This is a genomic window from Planococcus sp. CPCC 101016, assembly GCF_007859295.1.
Taxonomy (GTDB): Bacteria; Bacillota; Bacilli; order Bacillales_A; family Planococcaceae; genus Planococcus.
Genome location: NZ_VOHB01000002.1, coordinates 2145597 through 2171520 on the forward strand (window position 1 = coordinate 2145597; position 25924 = coordinate 2171520).

General features: G+C 45.0%; 25 protein-coding genes. 4 read left to right on the forward strand and 21 right to left on the reverse strand.

Going from position 1 to position 25924, the window contains the following annotated elements:
- Positions 1-933 carry a phosphate butyryltransferase gene (yqiS, locus tag FQV26_RS10200; RefSeq protein ID WP_146557374.1) on the reverse strand — a complete coding sequence of 311 codons (933 nt, stop codon included), beginning with the start codon at positions 931-933 and terminating at the stop codon, positions 1-3.
- Between the two features lie 135 nt (positions 934-1068).
- Entirely contained in the window at positions 1069-3114 is a 2046-nt protein-coding gene (locus FQV26_RS10205; protein WP_146557375.1) for a sigma 54-interacting transcriptional regulator, read from the reverse strand.
- Between the two features lie 125 nt (positions 3115-3239).
- Between FQV26_RS10205 and FQV26_RS10210 the strand changes: the two genes are divergently transcribed.
- Positions 3240-3473, forward strand: a complete 234-nt coding sequence (locus FQV26_RS10210) for a DUF2627 domain-containing protein (RefSeq protein ID WP_146557376.1) — start codon at positions 3240-3242, stop codon at positions 3471-3473.
- An 11-nt stretch (positions 3474-3484) separates the two neighbouring features.
- Here the strand turns inward: FQV26_RS10210 and FQV26_RS10215 are convergent, their stop codons facing one another.
- A complete protein-coding gene (locus FQV26_RS10215) occupies positions 3485-4213 on the reverse strand; it encodes a glycerophosphodiester phosphodiesterase (RefSeq protein WP_146557377.1) in 729 nt (242 codons plus the stop codon).
- A gap of 316 nt (positions 4214-4529) precedes the next feature.
- Here FQV26_RS10215 and FQV26_RS10220 point away from each other — a divergent pair, with 316 nt between their 5' ends.
- Positions 4530-4772: a hypothetical protein gene (locus FQV26_RS10220; protein WP_146557378.1), complete on the forward strand. Its 243-nt coding sequence runs from the start codon at positions 4530-4532 to the stop codon at positions 4770-4772.
- A 200-nt stretch (positions 4773-4972) separates the two neighbouring features.
- On the opposite strand, the gene spo0A is transcribed toward FQV26_RS10220, so the two are convergent.
- From spo0A to FQV26_RS10310, 18 genes are all read right to left on the reverse strand, one after another.
- Positions 4973-5746 carry a sporulation transcription factor Spo0A gene (spo0A, locus tag FQV26_RS10225; protein ID WP_146557379.1) on the reverse strand — a complete coding sequence of 258 codons (774 nt, stop codon included), beginning with the start codon at positions 5744-5746 and terminating at the stop codon, positions 4973-4975.
- Positions 5747-5837: 91 nt separating this feature from the next.
- Positions 5838-7535 carry a DNA repair protein RecN gene (gene recN, locus FQV26_RS10230; protein ID WP_146557380.1) on the reverse strand — a complete coding sequence of 566 codons (1698 nt, stop codon included), beginning with the start codon at positions 7533-7535 and terminating at the stop codon, positions 5838-5840.
- A 16-nt stretch (positions 7536-7551) separates the two neighbouring features.
- A complete protein-coding gene (gene ahrC, locus FQV26_RS10235) occupies positions 7552-8001 on the reverse strand; it encodes a transcriptional regulator AhrC/ArgR (RefSeq protein WP_142827854.1) in 450 nt (149 codons plus the stop codon).
- Positions 8002-8215: 214 nt separating this feature from the next.
- Entirely contained in the window at positions 8216-9037 is an 822-nt protein-coding gene (locus FQV26_RS10240) for a TlyA family RNA methyltransferase (protein ID WP_146557381.1), read from the reverse strand.
- A complete protein-coding gene (dxs, locus tag FQV26_RS10245; protein WP_146557804.1) occupies positions 9034-10938 on the reverse strand; it encodes a 1-deoxy-D-xylulose-5-phosphate synthase in 1905 nt (634 codons plus the stop codon). Before dxs ends, FQV26_RS10240 begins: the two co-directional genes overlap by 4 nt.
- Before the next feature lie 91 nt (positions 10939-11029).
- Positions 11030-11911, reverse strand: coding sequence for a polyprenyl synthetase family protein (locus FQV26_RS10250; RefSeq protein ID WP_146557382.1), 882 nt, complete (start codon positions 11909-11911; stop codon positions 11030-11032).
- Positions 11908-12144, reverse strand: coding sequence for an exodeoxyribonuclease VII small subunit (gene xseB / locus FQV26_RS10255; RefSeq protein ID WP_142827851.1), 237 nt, complete (start codon positions 12142-12144; stop codon positions 11908-11910). Before xseB ends, FQV26_RS10250 begins: the two co-directional genes overlap by 4 nt.
- Positions 12137-13498, reverse strand: coding sequence for an exodeoxyribonuclease VII large subunit (gene xseA / locus FQV26_RS10260; protein WP_146557383.1), 1362 nt, complete (start codon positions 13496-13498; stop codon positions 12137-12139). Before xseA ends, xseB begins: the two co-directional genes overlap by 8 nt.
- Before the next feature lie 78 nt (positions 13499-13576).
- On the reverse strand, positions 13577-14443 hold the full coding sequence (gene folD / locus FQV26_RS10265) for a bifunctional methylenetetrahydrofolate dehydrogenase/methenyltetrahydrofolate cyclohydrolase FolD (RefSeq protein ID WP_146557384.1): 867 nt from the start codon (positions 14441-14443) through the stop codon (positions 13577-13579).
- 14 nt (positions 14444-14457) lie between these two features.
- Positions 14458-14847 carry a transcription antitermination factor NusB gene (gene nusB, locus FQV26_RS10270; RefSeq protein WP_146557385.1) on the reverse strand — a complete coding sequence of 130 codons (390 nt, stop codon included), beginning with the start codon at positions 14845-14847 and terminating at the stop codon, positions 14458-14460.
- Between the two features lie 205 nt (positions 14848-15052).
- Complete coding sequence (locus tag FQV26_RS10275) at positions 15053-15448, reverse strand: Asp23/Gls24 family envelope stress response protein (RefSeq protein ID WP_146557386.1); 396 nt, start codon at positions 15446-15448, stop codon at positions 15053-15055.
- 15 nt (positions 15449-15463) lie between these two features.
- Positions 15464-16813, reverse strand: a complete 1350-nt coding sequence (accC, locus tag FQV26_RS10280; protein ID WP_146557387.1) for an acetyl-CoA carboxylase biotin carboxylase subunit — start codon at positions 16811-16813, stop codon at positions 15464-15466.
- 17 nt (positions 16814-16830) lie between these two features.
- Positions 16831-17337, reverse strand: a complete 507-nt coding sequence (accB, locus tag FQV26_RS10285) for an acetyl-CoA carboxylase biotin carboxyl carrier protein (RefSeq protein ID WP_146557388.1) — start codon at positions 17335-17337, stop codon at positions 16831-16833.
- 128 nt (positions 17338-17465) lie between these two features.
- Positions 17466-18026 carry an elongation factor P gene (gene efp / locus FQV26_RS10290; RefSeq protein WP_146557389.1) on the reverse strand — a complete coding sequence of 187 codons (561 nt, stop codon included), beginning with the start codon at positions 18024-18026 and terminating at the stop codon, positions 17466-17468.
- Positions 18027-18043: 17 nt separating this feature from the next.
- Entirely contained in the window at positions 18044-19111 is a 1068-nt protein-coding gene (locus tag FQV26_RS10295; RefSeq protein ID WP_315898436.1) for a M24 family metallopeptidase, read from the reverse strand.
- Positions 19108-19548, reverse strand: a complete 441-nt coding sequence (aroQ, locus tag FQV26_RS10300; RefSeq protein WP_146557391.1) for a type II 3-dehydroquinate dehydratase — start codon at positions 19546-19548, stop codon at positions 19108-19110. The genes FQV26_RS10295 and aroQ overlap by 4 nt, the downstream gene beginning before the upstream one ends.
- Positions 19549-20206: 658 nt before the next feature.
- Positions 20207-22765 carry a vitamin B12-dependent ribonucleotide reductase gene (locus FQV26_RS10305; RefSeq protein WP_146557392.1) on the reverse strand — a complete coding sequence of 853 codons (2559 nt, stop codon included), beginning with the start codon at positions 22763-22765 and terminating at the stop codon, positions 20207-20209.
- A gap of 187 nt (positions 22766-22952) precedes the next feature.
- Positions 22953-23789 carry a lipoate--protein ligase family protein gene (locus FQV26_RS10310; RefSeq protein WP_146557393.1) on the reverse strand — a complete coding sequence of 279 codons (837 nt, stop codon included), beginning with the start codon at positions 23787-23789 and terminating at the stop codon, positions 22953-22955.
- 99 nt (positions 23790-23888) lie between these two features.
- Here FQV26_RS10310 and FQV26_RS10315 point away from each other — a divergent pair, with 99 nt between their 5' ends.
- Complete coding sequence (locus FQV26_RS10315; protein WP_146557394.1) at positions 23889-24272, forward strand: rhodanese-like domain-containing protein; 384 nt, start codon at positions 23889-23891, stop codon at positions 24270-24272.
- A gap of 71 nt (positions 24273-24343) precedes the next feature.
- A complete protein-coding gene (locus FQV26_RS10320) occupies positions 24344-25618 on the forward strand; it encodes an AAA family ATPase (RefSeq protein WP_146557395.1) in 1275 nt (424 codons plus the stop codon).
- Positions 25619-25924: the final 306 nt, after the last annotated feature.

Below are 25924 nucleotides of genomic sequence, written 5' to 3' on the forward strand. Positions count from 1 at the left end.
TCAATTCCTCCTAATAGATGTCCCTAAAGTTGATGATGAACAAATGGCCAAGGCCAATGAGTACAATTTACTTTCGGCGCTGTCAGCACGTGAAGACAAAACGATGGGTGCTTTTGCACCTGCCACGATACTGCCGACTTTCGCATTCGAAAAAAAGACCAGTGATTTATACAAGATATTGCCAGACTCAATGGTTGGAACAAGCAGAATATCAGCTTTACCGGCATTATCGCCAGCTATGCCTTTATGTTTAGCTGCATTGATGGATATCGCATTGTCGAGGGCGAATGGCCCGTCCACAATGCAGCCCTTGATTTGGCCACGCTGGTTCATAGCAGTCAACGCGGCAGCGTCCAGTGTCGCCTGCATGTTTGGATTAATAACTTCCACACCCGCTAATGGCGTTACGACCGGCATCTCCACTCCCACAGAATGCGCTATCTGTACAGCGTTTTGAATGATTTGGACTTTTTGAGACAAGTTTGGATTGATATTCATACCCGCATCCGTCACAAAGATTAGCCGGTCAAATCCAGCAACTTCAAAAGCCGCAACATGCGACATGACCAATCCGGTCCGCAGACCATAATCAGGATTCAATACCGCTTTAAGCAGGACAGCTGTCGCAATCTGGCCTTTCATCAGAATATCTGAATCATTCCCGAATACCGATTTCACCGCTTCTTCTGCAGCTGTCTCTACATTGCTGACGTGGGACAGCTGAACGCGGGGATGATTGAGCAGCCGCGGAAAATGCTTTTGCATCATTGCGGTCATTGCAGACTCATCATCGTATAGCCGAAATTTCGCCATTTTCCGGTCGATGGCCATACTGACAGCTTCCAAAACAGCCAAATCAGCTGCAGCTGCAACTGCTACTGTATGCTCAAAAGCATTTGGAACGTTTTCAATTATATGGTTTAATGTGGCCATTGCTGCTCACCTCATTCTTTTTAATTAAAACAGAATGGTTGGCCGTTTATAAGGGATGAAAGCGTTTTATTTGCATTTTTACCCATAATACTTTGCAAATTTCTGCAAAACCCTGCAATAAATTGCAAAAACCGCTTACATCAATCCGTATTTTTCTAGTTTATAATATAAAGTCCGCAACGAAATTTCTAATTGTTTTGCCGTTTTTGATTTGTTGCCGTTAAATTGATTCAGCGCATGATGAAGGATTCCCCGTTCAACTGTATCCAACTGTTCTTGCAACGGGACAGAAGATTGGATAATTACTTCATTTTTTGCTTCGGCAACCCGCAGCATATTTAACGGAATATGTTCCTCAGTCATTATTTTGTCATTCATTTGCATAAAAATCATGGAACGGCTGAGTACATTCTCCAACTCCCTGACATTGCCTGGCCAATCGTAGACGCGCAAATACTGCAGCGCCTTGTCCGAGATGGATTCGACGCTTCGCCCATATTCCTGATTCAACTTCAACAACAGCCGCTCGACAATTCTTGGAATGTCTTGTTTTCGATTGCGCAGAGGCGGAATTAAGATAGGCATCCGGTTGAGACGATAATAGAGATCTTCACGAAATTTACCGTCCAGCAAAGCTTTTTCCATATTGGCATTTGTCGAAGCGATCACCCGTACGTTAACGGGAATGGGTTTGCTGCCGCCGATCCGCAATGTTTCGTGTTCCTGCAGCACACGCAATAATTTGCTTTGCAGCGCAGATGACAGCTCGCCAATTTCATCAAGAAAAATACTGCCGTTATTCGCTTCTTCAAACAGGCCCCGTTTTTCTCCGGTTTTGATGCCAGGGATTGCCCCTTCCTCATAACCGAACAGTTCGCTTTCCAGCAGTTCTTCTGAAAGCGCAGCACAATTTACACGTACGAATTTATTGTATTTGCGTTCACTGGCGCTGTGGATGGCATGCGCAAAAAGTTCTTTACCGGTTCCCGATTCTCCGCGAAGCAGCACTGTCACCAGCGTCTGAGCTGCCAGTTTGGCTTGCTGAAGTGACAATTGCATCTCTGAAGACAAGCCGATGATGTCATCGAACGTATACTTGGATTCCAAGGTCCGGATAATGCTGCGTGCACGGTCCAGTTCTTTCATCAAGGAGCGAATTTCAGTAGTATCGTGAATGACACCGACACTGCCTTTCAATTTATTGTCGACAATAATCGGTGCGACATTGACAATGACTTCCCGGTTTGATGGCCCGACCTTCAAATTGACGCCGCGCACCGGTTTTCGGGTCTGTAAGGCTTTAAGGTGCATGCTTTCCCCTTCAGATATATCGGCTGAAGCCGGCTGGCCAATGACATCTTTCATTTGCAGACCGGTGATTCGGGTATACGCCGGATTAACAAGCAAACCATTGCCTTTTTCGTCCACAACAGAAATAGCATCATCGCTCGATTGAATGATGGCTTCCAACATTGTTTGAATTTCTTTCAGGTCCGTAATCTCTTCAGCAAGTGATACGACTTCCGTAATGTCTTTAAAGACTGCAAATGCTCCTATGGTTTCCCCGTTGTCGTCAATCATTGGAAAACGGGAAGTAACGATTTTCGAGCCGTTTTTCAACTGCAGTTCCTTATTCAATTCAACTCGGCCAGTTTCATAGATTCTCGGCAATTCACTCAACGTAATAAATTCGTGAATATGCTTGCCAATCGTTTCTTCCACCGCTACTTCCAGCATTCTTGCTGCACTTTTATTGATAAAAGTAATGTGGCTCGTTTTGTCTATGCCGATCATGCCCTCTTCTATTGAATTAAATATGATTTTTTCTCTGTGGCTTTCTTTGCTGAGACGATTTATAAAATGTTCTTTTTCTTCCAGTAAACGAACCAATACGTTCGCTAAACTTCCTGGAATAATAACGGTCTTTTCCAAGAAATATGCTTGAAGTTCCTGATGAAGAGAGTTGTTTCCGGTAACATTAAAGATGATGTCAATATCAGAATTACTAAAGTCCTTGTAGTGCTCCGCCACTGGAATACCATGAAATTTAGCGGTTAAAATCGCGCTTGCTTCAGGATTTAAATCAACAACGCCGCGCACTTCCAAATAATCCGTTTCCAAAAGAGTGTTCAAAATAGCTGAACCTCCAATGCCGCCACCTACAATCAATACAGTTTGCAAATTGATTCAACCTTTCTATCGAGGTTTTGCAAGTAATTGCAAGAATGTTTTAAGCGTACCTCAGTAAGGTTTTCTTGACAACTTTAATGGAATTGGAAACAATAGATGCAGAAGGATGTGGAAATATGGGTCGTCTAATAGCGTTTATCATCTTGCTGATTCCTGGGATCATGGCGGCGTATGGCATAAAATTAATGCGTGATACCTTGTTCAATAAATTGATTGAGCCCTACCCGGCTCTTTGGCTCCAATTTACACTTGGCACCATTTTTGTCGTTCTGGGAATCGGTTTTTTTGCAGGTTTTCTGTTAAACCGTGACCGTAAAAAAGGAACCGTCTCAAAAAGATTCCAGAAATAAAAAAATTGCGTCTACCCCATAATAAGGGGAGACGCAATTTTTCTTTTGACCCGGTCTGGATAATTGGTGATAACTCCGACCATTTGCGGATCCAGTCGATTCATAAGCGACTCGGAACCAAGAACGCCGTATAACCGAACTTTTTTGTTCAGCTTCTGAATTTCAGCCCACAAGGACTTATCAAGAATCCGCTTATGGAGGTGAATACTGTCCACCCAGTCCATTTCTTTTATGTGAGCAACCTGAACATTCTTTTTGATGATCCAAGCCATCTCCGTTGAAGGCATTAATTTTTTCATTTCCTTCAATAGCTGCGAGTTGAAAGAAGATAAATGGATATCATCCATGCCTTCAAGCATGGCAGCCAGAATTTGTGGTCCTTTTGGATTTTTTGCAAAAGATTCCTTCAACTCAACATTCAATGGGATTTTCTTTTTCTTCGCCCATTGAAACACTTCATAAGCAAGCGGCATTTGATGAGATTGGAAATTCCGCATCCATATCCTTCCTACACGCAGGTCTTTTATCTCTTCATACGCAAGTGTCTCAATGCTCGCATTGACACCAGTTAAGCGCCTTAAATTGTTATCGTGATAAACGACGACAACTCCGTCTTTGGTAATCTGTACATCAAGCTCGATGCCGACACCAAACTCACATGCTTTTAAAAAAGCAGTCCATGTATTTTCCAATGCATATCCTGAAGCGCCTCGGTGTGCATACACTTTGACTTCAGACAATAAAATCATCCTCTTCCATTTCTGAAATCTACGGCTTTAATGCCGCTTTTTAATAGTTTCCCACCTATTTTAACATTTATCGTCATAGACTAAAAGCCTTGCCGGTTTTTCAATTTCTGCTGATAATTAATTTCTTGTTACGGTTTTATATTTTCAAATTTTTCCTTATGTAAAATGCTACATAGTAAACTTAAAACACCACTTTATCTATGGATACTGTCTTAATACTTTATAATTGCAGCATTGAGAATTTTTCACTTTATGTGCATATTTTGTTTTTCTTAACCATTAAAAAAACCAATAAGCTGGGATCTCATTGGTTGGGGGAATCTTCAATTTATCTATCGATTTATATTTATATTTGCACTTGCTACAAAGACGTCATAGTAAAAAACGCAATCAGTATGCTTACGCAATAGACACCGTAAAAGTACAGCCGGTCGACGACAGTCCCTTCACCATTACCCAAAAAGTAGTCATCAATTTGCCTGATCAATTGCAATTGCGCTCGCCTCTTTTCACTTTGCTGAATTTGCCGATTTTCGCATCACCAGTTTAAGCCGGATGCTTTTTTTCTGTCTAGAAAAACGGCGTCTTAACCTTTTCCTCTATTCCACTTTTCTTAAACACACAAATTCTTGTATAAAAATTAACTCGATCATCGAAAAGCGCATAAACTCTACACTTTCTTATTCATTGTTAAAAAAGTAAAAAAAAAACTTTCTTGACGCTGTTGCGGCGGCAAGAAAGTTCTATTATTTATTTTGGCATTTCGTTTCGCATTTCCAGCCGCAGGCTATCGGCCAGCATTGCGATAAATTCGGAATTGGTCGGTTTTGATTCTAAATGAGCTACGCTGTAACCGAAAATCTTAGAAATATGATCAACAGTTTCATGGCGATTCCACACCTGTTCTATGGCATGGCGAATTGACCTTTCGACACGCGTCGATGTCGTATCGAATTTAGAGGCAATTCCCGGATACAAGACTTTAGTGACTTTATTGAGGATTTCCGGCTGCTCCAATACTAAGGAAACCGCCTCCTTCAAGTAATTATAGCCTTTCAAATGAGGGGGGATGCCGATATCTTTGACCATATTCGTGATCCGGTCTTCTTTTGTCAGCTTGTTAGCTGGCTGTCCTGACATACCGGTCCGGGAATTCATTATGTGATTGATTTGCACTGCCAGACGGTCAGCCTCGAAAGGCTTCATGATAAAATAGGATGCTCCGTACTCAGCAGCCTGGCTCATGATCGATTCCTGTCCAAAAGCAGACAGCATAATGACATCTATCCCGCTCAAATCACCATTCTCCTTGATTGCATCCAGTACAGCAATACCGTCCAGATAAGGCATAATGATGTCCAGCAATAAAATATCCACTGTCTGGTTCTGAAGCATCTCGATGCAGGTTTTGCCGTTATAAGCAACATCCACCACTTCCATATTAGGTTGTGCATTTAAATAATCTTTCATCAGTCCGACCAATTCGCGATTATCATCTGCAATTGCGATTTTTATTTTGTCCATTCGACTCTCTCCTTGGTGACTGACTCTGGTAGATTCCGGTGCAGCCCTCCGGCAGTGGAAGCAACTCACTTCCCCCAACTGCCCTATCAGCTTATTTCATCAATAATTTGCGATCCGCTGCGAGCGACAGCAACTCTTCCGCATGTTGTAGTGTCAGATCTGTTATTTCAGCTCCTGACAGCATACGGCTCATCTCTTCTGTACGTTCACGTCCATCCAACTCAGTAACTGCAGTGGTTGTCCGCTGTTTATCCACTCTTTTTTCAATGAATAGGTGCTGGTCAGCCATTGCCGCTACTTGAGGCAAATGCGAAATGCATAGGACCTGGGAATGAACTGAAATAGCCGCAATTTTCTCGGCAATCGCCTGTGCCACCCGTCCGCTGACACCTGTATCCACTTCATCAAAAATAATGGAAGTAATGCCTTGATGCTTGGAAAAAATGGTTTTCAGCGCCAGCATCATACGCGACAATTCACCGCCTGAAGCTACTTTTGTCAGCGGCTTCAACGGCTCTCCAAGATTTGTCGATATGTAAAAGGATATCGCGTCATGCCCATTTCGGTCAAATCTTCCATTCGGCAATACAGAGAAATTCACTTCAAACGAAGCTTTGGCCATATGCAATTCTTTTAATTGCTCCATAATGGCCTTGCCTAAACTTTTCGCTGCTTTTCTGCGCAGAATCGTCAATTCTTCCGCTTCGACACGCAAATCTTCGGTTAATTCCTTTAATTTTTCCTGATCCAGCTGATAACGTTGGTCACGGTTGACCAATTTATCCAATTCATCTGTCTGCTTTTCATGATACAGCAAAATGTCTTCTACGGAAGCACCATATTTTCTTTTTAGGGACTGAATGACAGCTAAGCGCTGCTCAATGTCGTTCAACCTGGCAGGATCGAACTCCATATCATCCAAAATCCGTTTGATCTCTGTCCCTGTATCTTGGATCAGGTAAAAAGCGCCTGACAGCGTTTCAGAAGATCCAGTGAAGGTTTCATCCACAGCTGCTGCATCTTCAAGTTCAGACATCGCTGTACCGATCCAATCCAACCCTTTGCTTTCCCCTTGAATCGCTTCATGCGCTGCTGAAATGGATTCGTAGATTTTGTTGAAATTTTGCAGTTTTTTGCGTTCCAGTACAAGTTCTTCTTCTTCACCCAAAACCAGTTCGGCTGCTTCAATTTCCTGCAGCTGAAATGTCAGCAAATCAATGCGCTGAGCAATTTGCTGCTCGTTTTCCGTATAAGAGGAAAATTCCCTTTTTAACTTTGTGTATTTATCGAATGTGTGGCTGTAACTTTCTTTTGACTTGGCCAAACTTTTACCGGCAAATTGATCCAGCAGATGAAGATGTTGTTTTTCATCCATCAATTCCTGCGTTTCATGCTGTCCATGAATATCGATCAATGATGCACCGACTTCCCGCAGTATCGAAATAGTAACCAGTTTGCCGTTGATGCGGCAGACGTTTTTGCCTTTGTCATTTAATTCTCTGCGCAGCAAAATATCGCCATCACTCCGGGTGATGCCGAATTCCTCTAGTCTGCGAAATACCGGATGCTGTTCGTCTTCCAACGAAAACAAGCCTTCGATTTCCGCCTTTTTAGCACCATGCCGAATAAATTCTTGACTTCCCCGTCCACCCGCTAGCAGATGGACAGCATCAATGATGATGGATTTACCGGCGCCGGTTTCCCCTGTCAAAACAGTCAGCCCTTCAGAAAAACTGACGGTCAGGGCATCGATAATGGCAAAATTGCGTATATCTAATTCCCGAAGCATATCCGTTCACCTCTTCTTAAAGCATTTCAATTAAACGCTGTTTTAGAATTTCACGATGCTCTGTGTCTCTGCAAATAATCAGGCATGTATCGTCTCCGCAAATGGTTCCAAGAATTTCTTCCCAGTCCAAATGGTCAATTAACGAACCGATCGCATGGGCATTTCCGGGCAATGTCTTCATGACCAGGAAATGGCTAGCCCCGTCAATGCTAACAAACGCATCCGTCAATGCACGGTGCAGTTTCTGCATCGGATTAAAGCGCTGATCTGCAGGCAAACTGTACTTGTAGCGGCCATCCTGCAACGGAACTTTTACTAAATGCAATTCTTTTATATCACGCGAGACGGTAGCCTGTGTAACTTCATAGCCAGCTGATTTCAGCAAGTCCACTAGCTCGTCCTGCGTTTCGATTTCGCGATTCGAAATGAGATCGCGTATTTTGATGTGGCGCTGTCCTTTATTCATGGTGTTCCCCCTTGAATGAATAATTATTCCATATACTTAATATCCTACCTCTATTCCATGCATAAGACAAGAAAAGCATAAACGGTTACAAAGCAGGGATCAAGCGAAACGGCGAATTCCCAGTAGAGCTTATAGCTGAAAGCTGATAAAGAATCCAGGCATTAATCAACCAATATCCTAAGCTATAAGAAAACACATCCCCTTCGGAATGTGTTTACAACAATTCATGTGCTGCTTTAACAGTTTCATCAATCAACGATTCAGAAACTTGAGCTATTTCACTGCCTTCAGCACTGGATTGAAGATGGAATAAGAATTCAATATTGCCTTCTCCACCGGTAATCGGCGAAAACGACATGTTTTTAACATGGAAGCCGGACTCTACTGCGAAGCTGCCAACTTTTTTTAATACATCCCGATGTACTTTCGCGTCGCGGATAATGCCCTTTTTCCCGACATTTTCTCTGCCGGCTTCAAACTGAGGCTTTACCAGCGCAATGACATCACCGCCCGGAACCAGAACTTGCTTCAGGACAGGAAAAATAATACGCAACGAAATAAACGAAACATCGATTGTAGCAAACTCTGGCAGCCCTTGGTTGAAATCTTCAGGTTTGGAATGGCGGAAATTCACCCGCTCCATTACGGTCACCCGTTCATCCTGCCGAATCTTCCAAGCCAATTGATTATAGCCGACATCCAGTGCATAGCAATGCTTAGCACCGTTCTGAAGAGCACAGTCCGTAAATCCGCCCGTCGATGAGCCGATATCAAGCATCAGTTTGGCGTCGACCGATAAATCGAATTCCTGCAGGGCTTTTTCAAGCTTCAAGCCGCCACGGCTAACATATTTCAAATCATTGCCTTTCATCTGCAACGGTGCGTCTTCCAAAATCTTCTCGCCTGGCTTGTTCATGCGTTCAGATCCTGAATAGATAATTCCGGCCATGATGGCCCGTTTTGCTTTTTCGCGTGTTTCACAGATGCCCCGTTCAACTAACAGGACATCCACACGTTCTTTTTTAGGTTTATTCATAGAGTAGTTGAGCCTGCCTGTTTTTTAGATTGCGTCCATTTGGTAATCACACGGACAACTTCGTCGCTGTTCAGATGAATTTCATCCATCAATTCAGAGACATCGCCGTGTTCAATAAATTGATCCGGAATCCCCAGACGGTCAATAACTGACTCGCGGTAATTGTTTTCTTGGGCAAATTCCAGAACGGCACTGCCGAATCCGCCTTGTAGAACGGCTTCTTCAATCGTCACTACTGGAATGTTGCGTTCAAAAATGCTGTGCAGCATTGCTTGATCCATTGGTTTAATGAAACGTGCATTTACCACTTGGGCTGAAATGCCTTGTTCAAGCAATTGCTCCGCTGCGTGCAATGCCATTGGAATAGTTGTACCAAAAGTCAGGATTACTGCATCTGTTCCTTCTTTCAGCACTTCCCATGAACCAATCGGCAATGCCTGAAGCTCCTCGTCCATCGGCACGCCTAAGCCATTGCCTCTTGGATAACGCAAAGCAATCGGTCCGCCGTTGTAGTCAATAGCCGTTTTGACCATATGCTGTCCTTCATTTTCATCTTTAGGCATCATGATGACCATATTAGGCAAGTGCCGTAGGAAGGCGATATCGAACACACCTTGATGCGTTTCGCCGTCTGCTCCAACAAGCCCAGAACGGTCAATTCCGATAAAGACATTCAAATTCTGACGGCAAATATCATGGACCACCTGATCATATGCACGCTGCAGGAATGTCGAATAAATCGCCAGAAACGGTTTCATGTCTTGTGTGGCAAGACCCGCCGCCATCGTTGTTGCATGCTGTTCGGCAATCCCGACGTCAAACATCCGGTCAGGAAACTCAGAAGCAAAACCTTCCAGCTTCGAGCCGACCGGCATTGCCGGAGTAATCGCAACAATGCGCTCATCCGTCCGTGCCAATTTGCGGACAGTTTCAGCAACCAGCCCACTCCATGAAGGAGCTTTCGAAGAAGACTTCACTAAATCTCCAGTTTCCATCTTGTACGGTCCGGTACCGTGCCAAGTGCCGATTGTGTCCTGTTCAGCCGGCAAGAACCCTTTTCCTTTTTTTGTAACCACATGAAGCAGGACCGGTCCTTTTGTTTTCTTGGCATAACGCAGGTTATCTTCCAGCTCTTCCAGGTCGTGACCGTCAATCGGCCCCAGATAGGTAAAGCCCAGCTCTTCAAAGAACATACCTGAAACTACCAGATATTTTAAAGAATCTTTAACCCGTTCAGCAGTTGACGCTAATCTGTCGCCCACAGCCGGGACTTTCTTCAATAAATATTCCAAATCGTCTTTGACTTTATTGTATTTCCCAGCTGTCCGCATGCGGCCAAGCATGCTGTGCATAGCGCCGACATTCGGTGCAATGGACATTTCATTGTCATTGAGTATGACGACCATATCTGTCTGCGCGTGGCCAATATGATTAAGCGCTTCGAAAGCCATACCGCCTGTTAAGGCACCATCGCCGATGATCGGGATGACGTGATTGGTGTCTTTTTTAATGTCACGAGCTGCCGCCATTCCCATAGCCGCTGACAAGGAAGTCGAACTATGTCCAGTTTCCCACACATCGTGATCGCTTTCATTGCGTTTCGGAAATCCGCAAAGACCTTTAAATTGACGCAAGGTGTCAAATTGGCTGGCTCTTCCGGTTAGAATTTTATGGACGTAAGATTGATGCCCTACATCCCAGATAAATTTGTCAGATGGGCTATCGAATACTTTGTGCAATGCCACTGTCAGTTCCACTACACCGAGATTCGGACCAATATGCCCGCCTGTTCTTGATAAGTTCTCTATCAGAAACCGTCTTATATCTTCACTTAATACTTCAAGCTGTTTTGTAGTCAGCTTCTTTAAGAAAGATGGACCAGTAATCGAATGAAGATCCATTGCCATCACGCACCTTTTATAAAATTTTCCTTCAGACTGTCTGTTCATATTATATCAATACACAGGGAATGTACAAATCAGAGCCTTAGAATCAGCTTTTTCTTTGGACAATCAAGTGCGTCAATTGCAGTAGCAATGGTTTTTCGCCTTTCAGCGATTCGAGGGCTTTAATGGCTTCAGAAGCATGATAGTCTAGCTTCTCCTTCGCTTTTGGTAAAGTCAATAAACCAGGATAGGTACTTTTTTCACTTGATTCATCTTTTCCAGCTGTCTTGCCGAGCTCCTGGGAAGTTCCGGTGACATCCAAAATATCGTCCTGTATTTGGAATGCCAGACCCAGATGCTCTCCAAAGCGGCTGAGTGCAACGATTTCTTCATTCGATGCCTGAGCTAATATACCCCCGGCTAAAATGCTGTAAGTCAGCAATGCGCCGGTTTTTAAACGGTGCACCTGCTCCAGTTCTTCAAGCGTCAATTTCTTCTCTTCGCCTTCAATGTCCAGCACCTGGCCACCGACCATACCTTCAGCGCCTGCAGAAACACTCATCAAGTCAATGAGCCGCACTTTATCGTCGCTTGAGACATTAGATAAGCGCGCAACGATGCCGAAGCTGTAAGTCAAAAGGGCATCACCGGCAAGAATAGCGACTGCTTCTCCAAACACCTTATGGTTGGTCGGCATGCCGCGTCTCAAGTCGTCATTATCCATACTTGGCAAATCATCATGAATCAGCGAATAGGTATGAATCATTTCAATCGCAGCAGCCACTTTAAGGGCATCCGGATGTTCCTCACCGTTCAACTCATGAAGAACTGCCAGCAGCAGAATCGGACGGATCCGCTTTCCACCAGCCTGCAGCGAATAATGCATCGACTCTTTCAATACATCCGGAATCGACAAAGACAAGATCTGCTGAGCCATTTCCTGTTGGATAAGTGGTTCATAATGGGTTCTGAATTGAGTTAAATTCATTTGGCATTCCCGTCCATTTCTATGTCAGCCGGCACTTCTTTGCCGTCTTTCATCATCGTTACCAATTGACTTTCCGCGTTCTGCAACTTATCGTGGCAGACTTTTGAGAGCTCCATGCCTTTTTGGTAAAGCGTCAGTGCCTGTTCGAGCGGCACATCCCCTTGTTCAAGCTGGCGGACAATTTCCTCAAGTTGTTCCATTGCATCATTGAACATGATTTTCTTTTCAGCCATCGTTTTGGTCTCCTTCGTTTGCTGGAATTATTTCATCTACAGTTGTTTGGACAGTGCCATCCTGCATCGCGATGGTCAGACGGTCTCCCGTTTTGACCTGCGAAACGCTTTTAACGACGGTGCCCTCAATATAAGGAATCGAATAGCCGCGATCCATAATTTTAAGCGGGCTCAGCGCATCGAGTGTCCGAATCGCTGAAGATAATTGCTGCGAACGGTTCTTCAGCAACTGATTCATCTGATAATCGAGCCTTCTCGCGAGTTCCGTTACGTCTGTTTCAGACTGACGGATCCGTTGAAGTGGAATGCGTGACTTTAGCTGTTGGTCCAAAGTCCGGTAGCGTTCTTTAGAGCGGTTCAAATGCTGCAGGGATTCCCGCTGCAAAGATTCGGTTGCGCGCTCGACACGTTCAATAAACGGCCGGTACAGGCGCTCCGGATATGCCAGTGGAAATGAAGAAGCCAAACGGTTCAATGACTGCTTTTGCTGATTGACCGTTCCGGAAACGGTCCGGTACATTCGGTTGCGGTAACTCGATATGCGTTCCAGCAACTCCGCCTGGCTTGGAACGGCAAGTTCCGCCGCTGCTGTTGGTGTCGGCGCCCGAAGATCCGACACGAAATCGGCAATGGTGGTATCGGTTTCATGTCCAATAGCGGAAATGACCGGAATCTGAGAATCAAAAATGACACGAGCCACCGCTTCTTCATTGAATGCCCATAGATCTTCGATGGAACCTCCGCCCCGCCCGACGATCAAAACATCGAAATCACCTTGATTGGCGGCTTGAATAGACTGGACGATGGATTGTGTCGCACCGCCTCCTTGAACAAGGGTCGGGTACAATACAACATCAGCCAACGGATAGCGGCGATGAAGCGTAATGATAATATCGCGTACTGCAGCGCCTGTCTGGGCAGTCACTACTGCGATCCGTTTTGGAAACCGCGGCAATGGTTTTTTATGGGCAGCATTAAACAAGCCTTCTTTAGCCAATTTCTCTTTTAACTGTTCAAATGCCAGGTAATAATCACCGATGCCATCAGCCTGCATGGACTGGGCGTATAATTGGTATTGGCCGGATGCCTCGTAAACTGTAACATCCCCACGGATAAGTACAGTCATCCCGCTTTCCGGTTTGAATTTGACGCTTTTCGCACTGGCTGAAAACATAACGCCAGGCAAACGGGCAGCATTGTCTTTCAAGGTAAAGTAAATATGGCCGCTAGTATGGATTTTGACGTTCGACAATTCACCTTTGACATAAACATCTCGAAGATGAGGATCGGCATCAAATTTCTTCTTTATGTATTTGGTTAATGCTTTGACACTCAAGTACGGGTCGGTAGACACACTTTCAACCCCTGTCTGTGAATTTAAAAAGCTGTCTTTCTTTCGAAAAACAGCCCTATTGCTATTTATTTTACATGCTTATACTTGTTTTGTCTTTGATAATCCTTTTTCAGCTGATTCCAATGTATTGCCCATCAGCATCGCAATGGTCATCGGCCCAACGCCGCCTGGAACCGGTGTCACAAAACCAGCCGTTTCCTGAACATCCTGAAAGTCGACATCGCCGCATAATTTGCCGTTTTCGTCCCGGTTCATCCCGACATCAATAATGACTGCACCTGGTTTGATGAACGTATGGTCGATAAATTTTGCTCTGCCAATAGCGGCAATCAGAATATCGGCTTGTGCCGTGAAGCTCGACAGATCTTTTGTTTTTGAATGGCAGTAAGTCACTGTTGCATCCTTTTGCAAAAGCAGCTGGCCAATCGGTTTGCCGACAATATTGCTGCGGCCGACTACCACTGCATGTTTGCCTGCCGGGTCGATGCCGTAATGCGACAACAGCTCCATAATGCCATGTGGTGTACATGGCAGGAAGGCGTCTTTGCCAATCATCATATTGCCAACTGAAATCGGATGGAATCCATCCACATCTTTTTCAGGGCTAATCGCCGAAATCACTTTGAATTCATCAATTTGTCCGGGCAGCGGCAATTGAACAAGGATGCCATGTATAGCCGGATCGTTGTTCAATTCATCGATTTTCCCTAGCAATTCCTGCTCAGTCAATGTATCCGGAAATTGGTGAAGGTCTGAACGCATTCCTAAAGCTTCACAAGTTTTCTTTTTGTTTTTTACATATGTAAGGGAGGCGGAATTTTCCCCGACCAGCACAACTGCTAGTCCTGGGACAATTCCTTGTTGCGCTAATTTTTCTACGCGTTCTTTTACCTGTACTTTAATTTTCTGGCTTACCGCTTTTCCATCAATCAATTTTGCAGTCATGTAAACTCCTCCAATTAATTTGCTGTTTCGTCAGTAAATTTCGACAGGACCCCATTAACAAACCGGCTGGATTTGTCATCTCCAAAAGTTTTGCTCAATTCGATCGCTTCGTTCATGATTACGCGTGACGGAGCGTCTTCCATATAGCCCAGTTCAAAGACAGCCATGCGAAGGATTGTCCGCTCAATCTTTGGCAACCGTTCCAATGACCAGTTTTCCAAATGACCAACCAGCTTTTCGTCGATTTCTGCCATATTGGCATGGGTGCCCTGCACCAATAAGTTATAAAAATTATCATTTTCGCCAGCCATTACATGGTCCATCGCTTCATCGATGGTAAGTTCAGTGCCCTCTAGTTGAAATAAGGTCTGAAGCGCTTTTTCGCGTGCTTCGTGTCGTTTCATAATGTATCCGATCTCCTTTTCACAGCTAATTATCCCTCATTATACAGGTATTCGGGCCGAACTTCCATGTTTGAAATGTTCGGTCAATAGGGCATTTGCAACTCTATATACCGATTCGCTGCAGGAATATTTTGGGTATATCCGGCATAAACAAAGAGAAGGCTGTCCTCCAGCCATTGAAAGGGCTTGAAGACAGCCTTGCTGCTTATTCTGCTGCTTGCGGCTCGAAATTGACGCCGGTAATATGGACGTTCACTTCCTGAGTTTGAAGTGAGGTCATATTTTCGAGCGTCTGCCGTACCTGCTCTTGAATCTTTAACGCAGTCTTAGGAATCGACACACCGTAATTGATGACACAATAAACATCAATCGCCAGTCCTTCTTCGGACAAGTCGGTCTTAATGCCTTTGCCATGGACTTTCTTCCCTAAACGCTCCACAACCCCTGAAGCAAAATTACCGCGCATGCTGGCAACCCCTTCAATATCCGTTGCAGCAATGCTTGCAATAATCTCCAAAACTTCCGGGGCCACTTCGATATTCCCTAAATCCTGTGCTCCATGCGATTTCATGCGTACATAAGGTGCCGTTTTTTCTGCCATTCGAAAAGCTCCTCCTTATGATCCCAACACATCGTATTTTTCAAGGAATTTCGTATTGAAATCACCTGATTTGAATACTTCGTGATCCATTAATTTCAAATGGAATGGAATCGTCGTAAACACGCCTTCAATGACGAACTCATCCAGTGCGCGTTTCATTTTCGCTACTGCCTCTTCGCGTGTATCTGCAAAGGTAATCAGTTTGGCTACCATAGAATCATAGTATGGTGGAATAGTATATCCGGAATACATAGCCGAATCAATTCTCACACCCAAACCGCCTGGAGGCAGATACATATCAATTTTCCCTGCCGAAGGCATAAAATTCTTTGCCGGGTTTTCCGCATTGATGCGGCATTCAATCGACCAGCCTTTAAAAGTGACATCTTCCTGTTTATAAGCCAAAGTTTCACCTGATGCAACTCTCAATTGCTGTTGGATCAAGTCAATCCCTGTAATCATTTCCGTAACTGGGTGCTCAACTTGGATGCGTGTGTTCATTTCCATGAAATAGAACTTCTGATTGACAGCATCAAAAATGAATTCTACCGTTCCCGCTCCGCGGTAATTGACTGCTAATGCCGCTTTAACGGCCGCATCTCCCATTTCCGCTCGCAATTCAGGTGACAAAGCCGGTGATGGCGCTTCTTCAACCAATTTTTGCATGCGGCGCTGGATCGAGCAATCGCGTTCACCTAAATGAATAGCATTGCCATGTGAATCCGCCAGCACTTGAATTTCGATATGACGAAAATCTTCGATGAATTTTTCAATGTAAACACCGGGATTACCGAACGCTGCCGCGGCTTCTTTTTGAGTCATATTCAAGCCGGCAATGAAATCTTCACGCGTACGCGCCACACGGATTCCTTTACCGCCGCCGCCAGCCGTCGCTTTGATGATGACCGGAAATCCGAGTTCATCCGCAATGCGCAAACCGTCTTCTTCACTTGCTACAATGCCGGTAGAGCCCGGCACTACAGGCACGCCTGCTTTACGCATCGTTTCACGTGCCACGTCTTTAGTGCCCATCCGTGATATCGCATCCGCCGTTGGACCGATGAACATAATGTCGCAAGCTTCGCAAAGCTCAGCAAAGCTGGCATTTTCAGCCAGGAATCCGTACCCGGGATGAATGCCATCGCAATTGGTCAATTTAGCAACTGACATGATATTTGAAAAGTTCAAATAGCTATCTTTCGATAGTTTTGGACCGATGCAATACGCTTCATCCGCAAGTTCGACATGAAGCGCCTCTTTGTCGGCTTCTGAGTATACAGCGACCGTCTCGATATCCATTTCCTTACAGGCACGGATGATCCGGACCGCAATTTCTCCACGGTTTGCAATCAATACTTTCTTCATAGCCATCTCCCCTTTCCTCAGTTTGCTTTGACGAGGAATAAAGGCTGGCCGTATTCGACAAGCTGACCATCTTTTACAAGAATTTCAGCAATTTCCCCATCCACTTCCGCTTCAATTTCATTGAATAATTTCATCGCTTCGACGATGCAAACCACTTGATCGGCAGATACTTTAGTTCCTGCCTGCACATAAGGCGCTTCATCCGGAGATGGAGATTCATAGAAGGTACCGACCATTGGCGAAAGGATTTTATGGTATTCGGAATCATCGGAAACCAGGATCTCCGGTGCTTCCTGAGAAACCAATTCCTCCGCTTTCGGTTCTTTTGCAGGTGCAGGAGCGCTTGGTGCTTCAGAAGCTTTAGATGTCTGAGTTGCCTCCACAGGTGAGCTGCTTATCTGCTGAGCTTTACCCGAGCCGCTTTTCTTCATTTTAACTTTAACGCCTTCAAATTCGTAAGAGAATTCTTCGATGGATGACCCATCTACTAATTTGATAATTTCACGGATTTCTTGGATTTTCATATTCATCCTACTCCCCTAATATGTATTTAACTGATTCCTATTCCATTTTAGACTTTTTCAGCTTATTTTGAAATAGCAAAGCCGACTTTTTAAAAAAAGGCCTCTACAATAAGAGGCCTTTTCACTTATTATTGAGCTCTTGAAACGTAAGAAGAATCGGTTGTGTTGATGATCAAGTGATCCCCTTCATTGATGAAGAACGGTACTTGAACTGACAATCCTGTTGACAGTTTAGCCGGCTTTGATCCACCGCTTGCTGTATCGCCTTTAATGCCCGGGTCTGTTTCTACTACTTCGAGCACAACCGTGTTCGGCAATTCGACGCCAAGCACTTCGCCTTGAAACTGGATTACTTGGACTTCCATGTTTTCCTGAAGAAACTTCAACTCATATTCGATGTTCTGTTCCGGTAATTCGATCTGATCGTAAGTCTCTGTATCCATGAATGCATGTGTATCTCCATTGGCATACAAATACTGCATTTTGCGATTGTCAATTTGTGCTTTGGCAACTTTTTCACCTGCACGGAAAGTTTTTTCAGTAACACTTCCTGAGCGCAAATTGCGAAGTTTCGTCCGTACGAAAGCAGCGCCTTTACCTGGTTTTACATGTTGGAATTCCATTACGCGCCAAATTCCGCCATCTACTTCAATTGTTACACCTGTTTTAAAATCGTTTACTGAAATCATTATAGTTCCTCCGTTTGTTATAAAATGCGAAGCTCTTTTGTGGAGTTAGTCAACCGTACATTTCCTGACTCGGTTATCAGTATATCATCTTCGATGCGGACTCCGCCAACTCCTGGCAGATAAATTCCCGGTTCTACTGTTACAGCCATACCGGGCTCCAAAATCGTTTCTGATCTAAACGACAAGCCTGGGCTTTCATGAACTTCCAAGCCGATGCCATGTCCCGTTGAATGCCCGAAAGCTTCACCATAGCCTTTCGATTTGATATAATCACGTGCAATCGTATCAGCTTCAATGCCGCTCATGCCCGGACCGATTTTCTCCACACCCAATTCTTGCGCCTTCAATACGATATCATATATTTCCTTCATTTGCGCGGAAGGTTCTCCCACTGCAACCGTACGAGTGATGTCTGAAATATACCCATTGTAGAGAGCACCGTAATCCAAAGTGATCATATCGCCTTTTTCAATTACTTTTTCTGTTGCTACACCATGCGGCAGCGCCGAGCGCAAACCCGAAGCAACAATCGTATCAAAACTTGATGAAGCAGCTCCTTGCTTTCTCATGAAGAATTCCAGCTCGTTGGATACTTCAAGTTCTGTCAATCCCGGACGAATAAAACCGCAAATATGTTCAAAAGCGTCATCCGCAATCTTCGCGGCTGCTTTCAGTACAGCGACTTCATCTGGTGTTTTCACCATCCGGATCTTTTCGATCAAATTGCTGATGGGTTCTAATTCCACATCCAATTTCGCTTTGTACTGGACAGCCATAGCATAAGTCATATAATCCTGTTCAAAAGCGAGTGTTTGGATCTTCAAAGATTGGATGGCCTGAACGGCTTCATCCATCAGATTTTTTTGGGCTTGGACAACCTCAAACTCTTTGACCTGTTCACCAGCCTGTTCGGTATAACGGAAATCCGTGATGAAAACCGCCTTGTCCTCAGTTACAAGAGCAAGTCCAGCCGTACCTGTAAATTCAGTGATATAACGCAGATTAAAAGGACTTGTGACGAGTAGCGCCTCAACATCCCGACGTTTCATTTCAGCGCGCAATTTTTGAAGTTTCAATATGTTCATCCTCTCTCTTGTCTTAAAATCAACGCATGCAGCGCCAATTTGTAAACATCCTGCCCAAATCCAACAATTTGTCCGATGGTTACCGGAGAGATGTAGGAGTGGTGGCGGAATTCCTCACGTTTATGGACATTCGATATATGTACCTCAATTACCGGAACCTGAATAGCGGCAATGGCATCTCGAATAGCAATGCTCGTATGCGTATAAGCACCCGCATTCAAGACGATGCCAGACAGCCCTTCGTCGCCAGCCCCATGAATCCAGTCGATCAATTCCCCTTCATGATTCGATTGCCGACAAATCAATTCAATATTGTGATGATACGAAAATTCCCCCAGATCCTGTTCAAGCTCTTCTAATGTAAACGTTCCATATGATTCTTTCTCCCGCTTGCCCAAGCGGTTTAAATTCGGACCGTTCAAGACCAGCACACGCATTTGACTGTCTCCTCCCCTTGACACATTCTTCATTATTTTAACATATCGGAACAATCGAGCAACTATTAAAGAAAAGCTAAAGCAGCCATGTAGATTCGACGGGCATAAGACGGTCTGGCGAAGCGGCGGTCCTTTAGTCGCACAGCTAGAGTGGCTTATGACCCTAGAATCTGGCTGCTGGAGCTGGACAATAAGAAAAGCGGAAGCAGCCATGTAGCCCCGACAAGCGCTGGAAGCCTTATCGGTAATGGCGGTCTTTGCCATTGCTGGTAAGGCTGAAGCGACTCGAGGGGCTGGCTGCTGGAGCTGGACAATAAGAAAAGCGAAAGCGCCTGTTCAGAACCGACAGGCTTAAGGCCGTTTGCCGGAGTGGCGTTTCTGTGCCGCATAGGCAAGCGGTCTTAAGATCCCGAGGTTCTAGGCGCTGGAGCTAGACAAAAGAAAAGCGGAAGCAGCCGTTAAGTCCCGACGAGCGCTGGAAGCCTTATCGGTAATGGCGGTCTTTGCCATTGCTGGTAAGGCTGAAGCGACTCGAGGGGCTGGCTGCTGGAGCTGGACTATAAGAAAAGCGAAAGCGCCTGCCAAGAACCTGGAATGCCCATCTCTAAATTAATAAAAAAAACGCGACGGCTTGTCAGCCATCGCGTTTTTCATCATATTATAAACCGCATTTCAATTGAGCATTGCAGTTCGTGCACGTATTGCAGCCGCCCATTTCTTCAACTGTCCCTTTTCGGCAGACCGGGCATGTGTCGCCCACTTCAGATCCGATGGTGACATTAGTAGAACGGAGATCTTGGATTGTATCGATCAAAACAATCGGACGCTTGCCAGTTTCTTCAGGCTGTTGTTCTTCTTCAAAATTATTGTCTTCTGCTTTTAATGTCAAAACTTGTGAATCACGGCTGCCATCAACATAGACAGTACCACCTTTTGCTCCGCCTTTGTATAGACGCTCGTATACGCCTTCCACCTGTTCGACTGTATAGCCGCGCGGTGCGTTGACTGTTTTCGAGATGGATGAATCGATCCAGCGTTGAATGATGCATTGTACATCGGCATGGGCTTCTGGTGCCAAATCCATCGATGTAACAAAAGCTTTCGGCAGATTTTCTTCATCCGCTTCCGGGTTGTTCTTCAAGTATTCACGGACAATGTCTGCTTTTACTTCAATGAACTTGCCAAGGCGTCCGCTGCGGTAGTAAGTGAATGAGTAGTAAGGTTCAAGTCCTGTTGAAACCCCAACCATCGTTCCAGTAGATCCTGTCGGCGCCACTGTCAGTAGATGCGAATTGCGGATCCCTTTTTCAAGAACTGCTTCGCGGACATGTTCAGGCATGTCTTGCATAAATCCGGTTTCAGTGAAAGCTTTGCGGAGTGCTGCCGTTTCATCATCGGTTTTGCCGACAAGGAATGGGAAACTGCCGCGTTCTGCTGCAAGGTCCGTAGATACTTCATAAGCTGCTGTTGCAATCGTCTTGAAGATTTCATCCACAAGCTCATTGCCTTCAGGTGAGCCGTATTCTCGATCACAATAAATCAGTAAATCTGCCAGACCCATAACGCCAAGACCGACACGGCGTTCACCAAGTGCCTGCACCTGGTTTTCTTCCAAAAAGTATGGTGTTGCATCAATAACGTTGTCCTGCATGCGAACGCCGACACGGACTGTTTCTTTCAATGCTTCAAAATCAACCGTCTTCGTTTTCGGATCTGCGAATTGCGCCAAGTTGACCGCAGCCAAATTACAGACCGAATACGGTGCCAACGGCTGTTCGCCGCATGGGTTAGTTGCTACGACTTTTTGTCCGTATGCTGCAGCGTTGGTTTTTTCATTGGCGTTGTCAATGAAGAAAATACCGGGTTCTGCTGAATAAGTCGCACAAATATTGATCAGGTTCCATAGTTCACGGGCTTTCATCGTGCGGTAGACACGGACCCCGTGGCCCAAGCGTTCCCATTCACGAACATCGCCGACTTCCTGCCATTTCTCGTTGTAGATAGCCATTTCTTCTTTAGAATAAGATTCTACTGCCGGGAAGCGCAAATCAAAGTCTGCATCGTTTTCGACTGCTGTCATAAAGTCGCTTGTCAATGTGACTGAAATATTGGCTCCTGTCAAAAATTCTTCGTTATGAACCGAATAAGTTCCGCCATCACGTAATTTTGTTTCGGCGTCACGCATGATTTTTTCGTTGAACCCGCCCATTCCAGGAATAGCGCGGTAATTCAGGATACCTTGATACATCGCATCTTCCTGTTCTGTCAAAGGCTTGAATTTCAGTTTATCGTGAGCCAGCTTCTTGATGGTCTCATCTTCCGTGTTTTCAATCAAGTAACGAAGAATGCGTGGATTCTGCATTTTCGAAATGATAAATTCCGCAATATCCGGATGCCAATCCGCAAGCATAATCATTTGTGCTCCGCGGCGTGATCCGCCCTGCTCAACCAGGTGCGTAAGTTTAGCGATATCGTCCAGCCACGAGACAGAACCTGATGATTTGCCGTTGACTCCGCGCGCCAATGTATTGCGTGGACGAAGTGTTGATCCGTTGGTCCCAACACCGCCGCCACGGCTCATGATTTCCATTACTTGTTTACGGTGATCGGAAATGCCTTCGCGCGAATCGGCTACAAACGGCATGACGTAACAGTTGAAATAAGTCACATCGGTATCCGCACCTGCTCCATAAAGAACACGGCCCGCTGGGATGAATTTCAATCCGACCAATTGCTGGTAGAACTTCTCAAACCATTCCTGACGTTTTTCAGGTGTTTTTTCGACTGAAGCAAGTCCTGTTGCGTTGCGTTTCGCAATCTGCTCGTAAAACACTTCCAGCGGCTTCTCAATCACGTCGATCGGACGATTGACGATGCCTGCTTCCTGTTCCTGCGGATTGTCGATGGCGCTTCTGTAATCTTCCTCGATCCAAACCTTCGCTTTATTGGCCTGCTTATCGATGGAAACGATATAACCAAGGCCACGGGCTGGAAATTTAGGATCTTCTTTGACTGTCAAAACAACAAAATCTCCTGCTTTGAGCGTCTTTTTTTCCGTATCCTTAAAAGAATAACGGTCAATCATCACGAGGCGTGATACTCCTTTATGCGTCAAGTTCATATCAGGAGTAATTGCATGCACTTGCGGAAACGTTTCGATGTCTTCATTTAAAGCTTTTGAGTTTAATGAATACTGGGATTGTGTGGCGGAAACCATTTGACAATTCCTCCTTCGTGTTATATGGAGTCGGATACTATATATAGTATTACTACGATTCCCAGCATACTACATGTTGAAACTTGTTTTCAATAACAATTTTCTGCTGAAAAATTTGGCCAGTTTGAAAAGCTTTATTTACCAACGTTTCCAGCTTTGGAAATCTGGAAAATGAGTCAAAAGACTCTCACACCCGAAAATTCCATTCAGCATTGGCGTATTTTTTTTCTTCTAAAGCCTTGACTTCTGCAAGCTGTTGATCTGTCAATATGTAGGGCTGCAAATCAATGGATAGCGCCTGCTCAAAACCGCTTTTGAATGCCTCTACGCATTCTTCCACTGTTGCCGGCTGCTGACGCAGTGAATTGATCGAGACCGCTTTTTCGGGGATCTTCACGCGCATGCGCTCTTTAACCTGCTCGTTCGGAAATTTAAAAACCGACAGCAGCTTCTCCGCATCCAGGTCAATAAGGATAGCACCATGCTGCAAAATAACGCCCTTTTGGCGAGTTTGCGCACTGCCTGCCACTTTCTTGCCTTCCACGACCATTTCATACCAACTGGGTGCATCAAAGCAGACGGCCGATTTCGGTTTTTTAAGATCAGATCGTTTTTCCTCCGTATCAGGCACAGAGAAATAGGCGTTCAAACCAAGGTTCTTAAAACCTTCAAGCAAGCCTTCGCTTAATACACGATAAGCTTCAGTAACAGTTTCTGGCATATCCGGATATGCTTCGCTGACAATAATGCTATATGTAAGTTCATGCTCATGAAGAACCCCTCTGCCCCCGGTAGGCCGACGGACAAATCCAAGACCGAGGCGCTTGACGGCATCCATATCTATTTCTTTTTCAACTTTCTGAAAGTACCCGATGGACAGCGCAGCTGGCTGCCAACTGTAAAAGCGAATGACCGGCGGCATCAATCCTTCACTATGCCAAGTCAGTAACGCTTCATCAAGTGCCATATTGAACGAAGGGCTGCTTGCACCCGAATTTATAAAAACCCATTTTGGATATTTCACAAGATCGCCTCCTATTTCCGATAATTAGTGTAACATTGGCATTGAATATCCGTCATCTCTTCTCTTATAATAAAGGAAGATGAGAAAGGGGCAAGAACATTGGAATTTTTGTACATTACGATCGCCATCGTGTTGGCAATCATCATTTACGCGGTTATTTCGTATTTCCGCATCAAAAAAGCTGTCACTAACCTGACACAGGAACAATTTATCGAAGGCTATCGCAAAGCTCAGTTGATTGACGTTCGCGAACCGAAAGATTTTGCGGCTGGACATATCCTTGGAGCACGCAATATTCCACAATCACAATTGCGCCAGCGCTATAAGGAAATCCGTTCGGATAAGCCGGTTTACCTGTACGACCAGAATGGGGCACGCAGTGGACGCGTCGCAATCTTCCTGAAGAAAAAAGGCTACAACCAATTGTTCCAGCTGCAAGGCGGATTCAAGCAATGGACTGGAAAAATAAAATCCAAAGCCTAAACTCCAAACACCCCTCCACAATGCTGGAAGGGTGTTTTTTCGTCCAATTCCATTCGAAATGAGGAAATTATATGAAACCTGTCGTCCTTTTTCCACACCACCCATCCATCCGGGAGACGCTTCCGCATTACTCTGACATCGCCACTGTTTCCCAAAGCATACTAAACGTTCTTGATGAGCGCTCTGGCGGTTCTTGGATGCATATTGATGTTACAGAGCCTATTGAACAATTGAATAGCCACCTAATCGATATGATGGAAAAAAAGCTGATTCTTTTTGAAGTCTTGTCTTTTATCTATGAAGCTCGCCCTCTTGGAAAAATCGCCAATGCACCAGATGACTTGCACAGCGGCAATCTCAGAATACAGCAAAGCTTTGAGAACAAGCTCATCTATTTCCCTGAGCATGATGTGGCCATTACCCAGCTTCCTTTCTATACAACCGCTGACAACAGCTGGCCTGAATTTCATTGCTATGCCAAATCGGTCGAATCCGCTTTTGATTTTCTGACAGCCATGAATGAAATGCTGCGACAGATGCTAATGAACAACATCACTTATCTTGTCGATACCGAAGATGGCGTTCATCGCCGCAACTTTGGTGAACATGCCATTGTCGACCGTGCTGATGTGATGCTGGCGGATTCCGTTAAACAGGACATTTTCCGTTCCATTGATGAATTCTTTAAAGAAGACGGCCAGTTTTTCCGGGAATACGGCGTTCCCTATAAACGGGGAATCCTGCTATACGGTTCACCTGGCAACGGAAAGACCACACTGGTCAAATCCATCACTGGCTCCACAGAAGCGCCTGTCGTCTACTGGCAGATTACAGAGTTCACCAATAGCTATACCATTCAGGAAGTCTTTGGCATCGTCTCTAGACTCGCTCCGGCCATTCTAGTGATCGAAGACATTGACTCAATGCCCGACTTTACCCGCTCAGTCTTCTTGAACACCTTGGACGGCACTCAATCGCGTGAAGGACTGTTTGTCATCGGCACCACCAATTATCCTGAAAAAATCGATCCGGCATTAATTAACCGAGCTGGCCGTTTTGACCGGGCCTATGAAATACCTGCTCCTTCCAAATCATTGCGGGAGAAATACTTGCGTAAACTTGACATCAAACATATCTTTTCTAATGACGAACTTTTGGATATGGCCAAGTTGACAAAAGGGCTTTCAATCTCTCAATTAAATGAACTGTATATGTCCACCGCCTTGAATTGGCATTACGATGGTAATTCAGGATACGCGAAACGCATTGAAGAATTGCAGAAACAGAACAAGCGCACCGAAAAAAATGACTGGGAAAATCCAGAACTGTCAATCGGATTTTACTGATATGCAAAAAAAGCGTGGAAGCCAAAAGGCTTCCACGTTTCAGACTGTAGACAAAGTCGAATTAAAATGAATAGGATATATAATCCAACCGGGCTGGCCACTTCGCTTTCCGTGGGCTCAGCTTCAGCCTCCTCGTCACTGCGTTCCTGCGGGGTCTTCAGCTTTCGCTGATACCACAGGAGTCTTCGTAGCCAGCCCGGTCGGGATCGTATGGTTTCAATCAAAGGTACAAGCCTGCTAGTCAGCTCAGGGTAAATAAAGCCTGAGTAAAACTGTTAAAAACCCTTCACTCGAGGATCCGAAGCG

Excerpts from the sequence above, each read along its gene's own strand:
- yqiS (WP_146557374.1), bottom strand. The coding sequence starts at position 933 with ATGGCCACATTAAACCATATAATTGAAAACGTTCCAAATGCTTTTGAG.
- FQV26_RS10210 (WP_146557376.1), top strand. The coding sequence starts at position 3,240 with ATGGGTCGTCTAATAGCGTTTATCATCTTGCTGATTCCTGGGATCATG.
- spo0A (WP_146557379.1), bottom strand. The coding sequence starts at position 5,746 with ATGGACAAAATAAAAATCGCAATTGCAGATGATAATCGCGAATTGGTC.
- recN (WP_146557380.1), bottom strand. The coding sequence starts at position 7,535 with ATGCTTCGGGAATTAGATATACGCAATTTTGCCATTATCGATGCCCTG.
- ahrC (WP_142827854.1), bottom strand. The coding sequence starts at position 8,001 with ATGAATAAAGGACAGCGCCACATCAAAATACGCGATCTCATTTCGAAT.
- FQV26_RS10240 (WP_146557381.1), bottom strand. The coding sequence starts at position 9,037 with ATGAATAAACCTAAAAAAGAACGTGTGGATGTCCTGTTAGTTGAACGG.
- dxs (WP_146557804.1), bottom strand. The coding sequence starts at position 10,938 with ATGGATCTTCATTCGATTACTGGTCCATCTTTCTTAAAGAAGCTGACT.
- FQV26_RS10250 (WP_146557382.1), bottom strand. The coding sequence starts at position 11,911 with ATGAATTTAACTCAATTCAGAACCCATTATGAACCACTTATCCAACAG.
- xseB (WP_142827851.1), bottom strand. The coding sequence starts at position 12,144 with ATGGCTGAAAAGAAAATCATGTTCAATGATGCAATGGAACAACTTGAG.
- folD (WP_146557384.1), bottom strand. The coding sequence starts at position 14,443 with ATGACTGCAAAATTGATTGATGGAAAAGCGGTAAGCCAGAAAATTAAA.
- nusB (WP_146557385.1), bottom strand. The coding sequence starts at position 14,847 with ATGAAACGACACGAAGCACGCGAAAAAGCGCTTCAGACCTTATTTCAA.
- FQV26_RS10275 (WP_146557386.1), bottom strand. The coding sequence starts at position 15,448 with ATGGCAGAAAAAACGGCACCTTATGTACGCATGAAATCGCATGGAGCA.
- accC (WP_146557387.1), bottom strand. The coding sequence starts at position 16,813 with ATGAAGAAAGTATTGATTGCAAACCGTGGAGAAATTGCGGTCCGGATC.
- accB (WP_146557388.1), bottom strand. The coding sequence starts at position 17,337 with ATGAAAATCCAAGAAATCCGTGAAATTATCAAATTAGTAGATGGGTCA.
- efp (WP_146557389.1), bottom strand. The coding sequence starts at position 18,026 with ATGATTTCAGTAAACGATTTTAAAACAGGTGTAACAATTGAAGTAGAT.
- FQV26_RS10295 (WP_315898436.1), bottom strand. The coding sequence starts at position 19,111 with ATGAACATATTGAAACTTCAAAAATTGCGCGCTGAAATGAAACGTCGG.
- aroQ (WP_146557391.1), bottom strand. The coding sequence starts at position 19,548 with ATGCGTGTGCTGGTCTTGAACGGTCCGAATTTAAACCGCTTGGGCAAG.
- FQV26_RS10305 (WP_146557392.1), bottom strand. The coding sequence starts at position 22,765 with ATGGTTTCCGCCACACAATCCCAGTATTCATTAAACTCAAAAGCTTTA.
- FQV26_RS10320 (WP_146557395.1), top strand. The coding sequence starts at position 24,344 with ATGAAACCTGTCGTCCTTTTTCCACACCACCCATCCATCCGGGAGACG.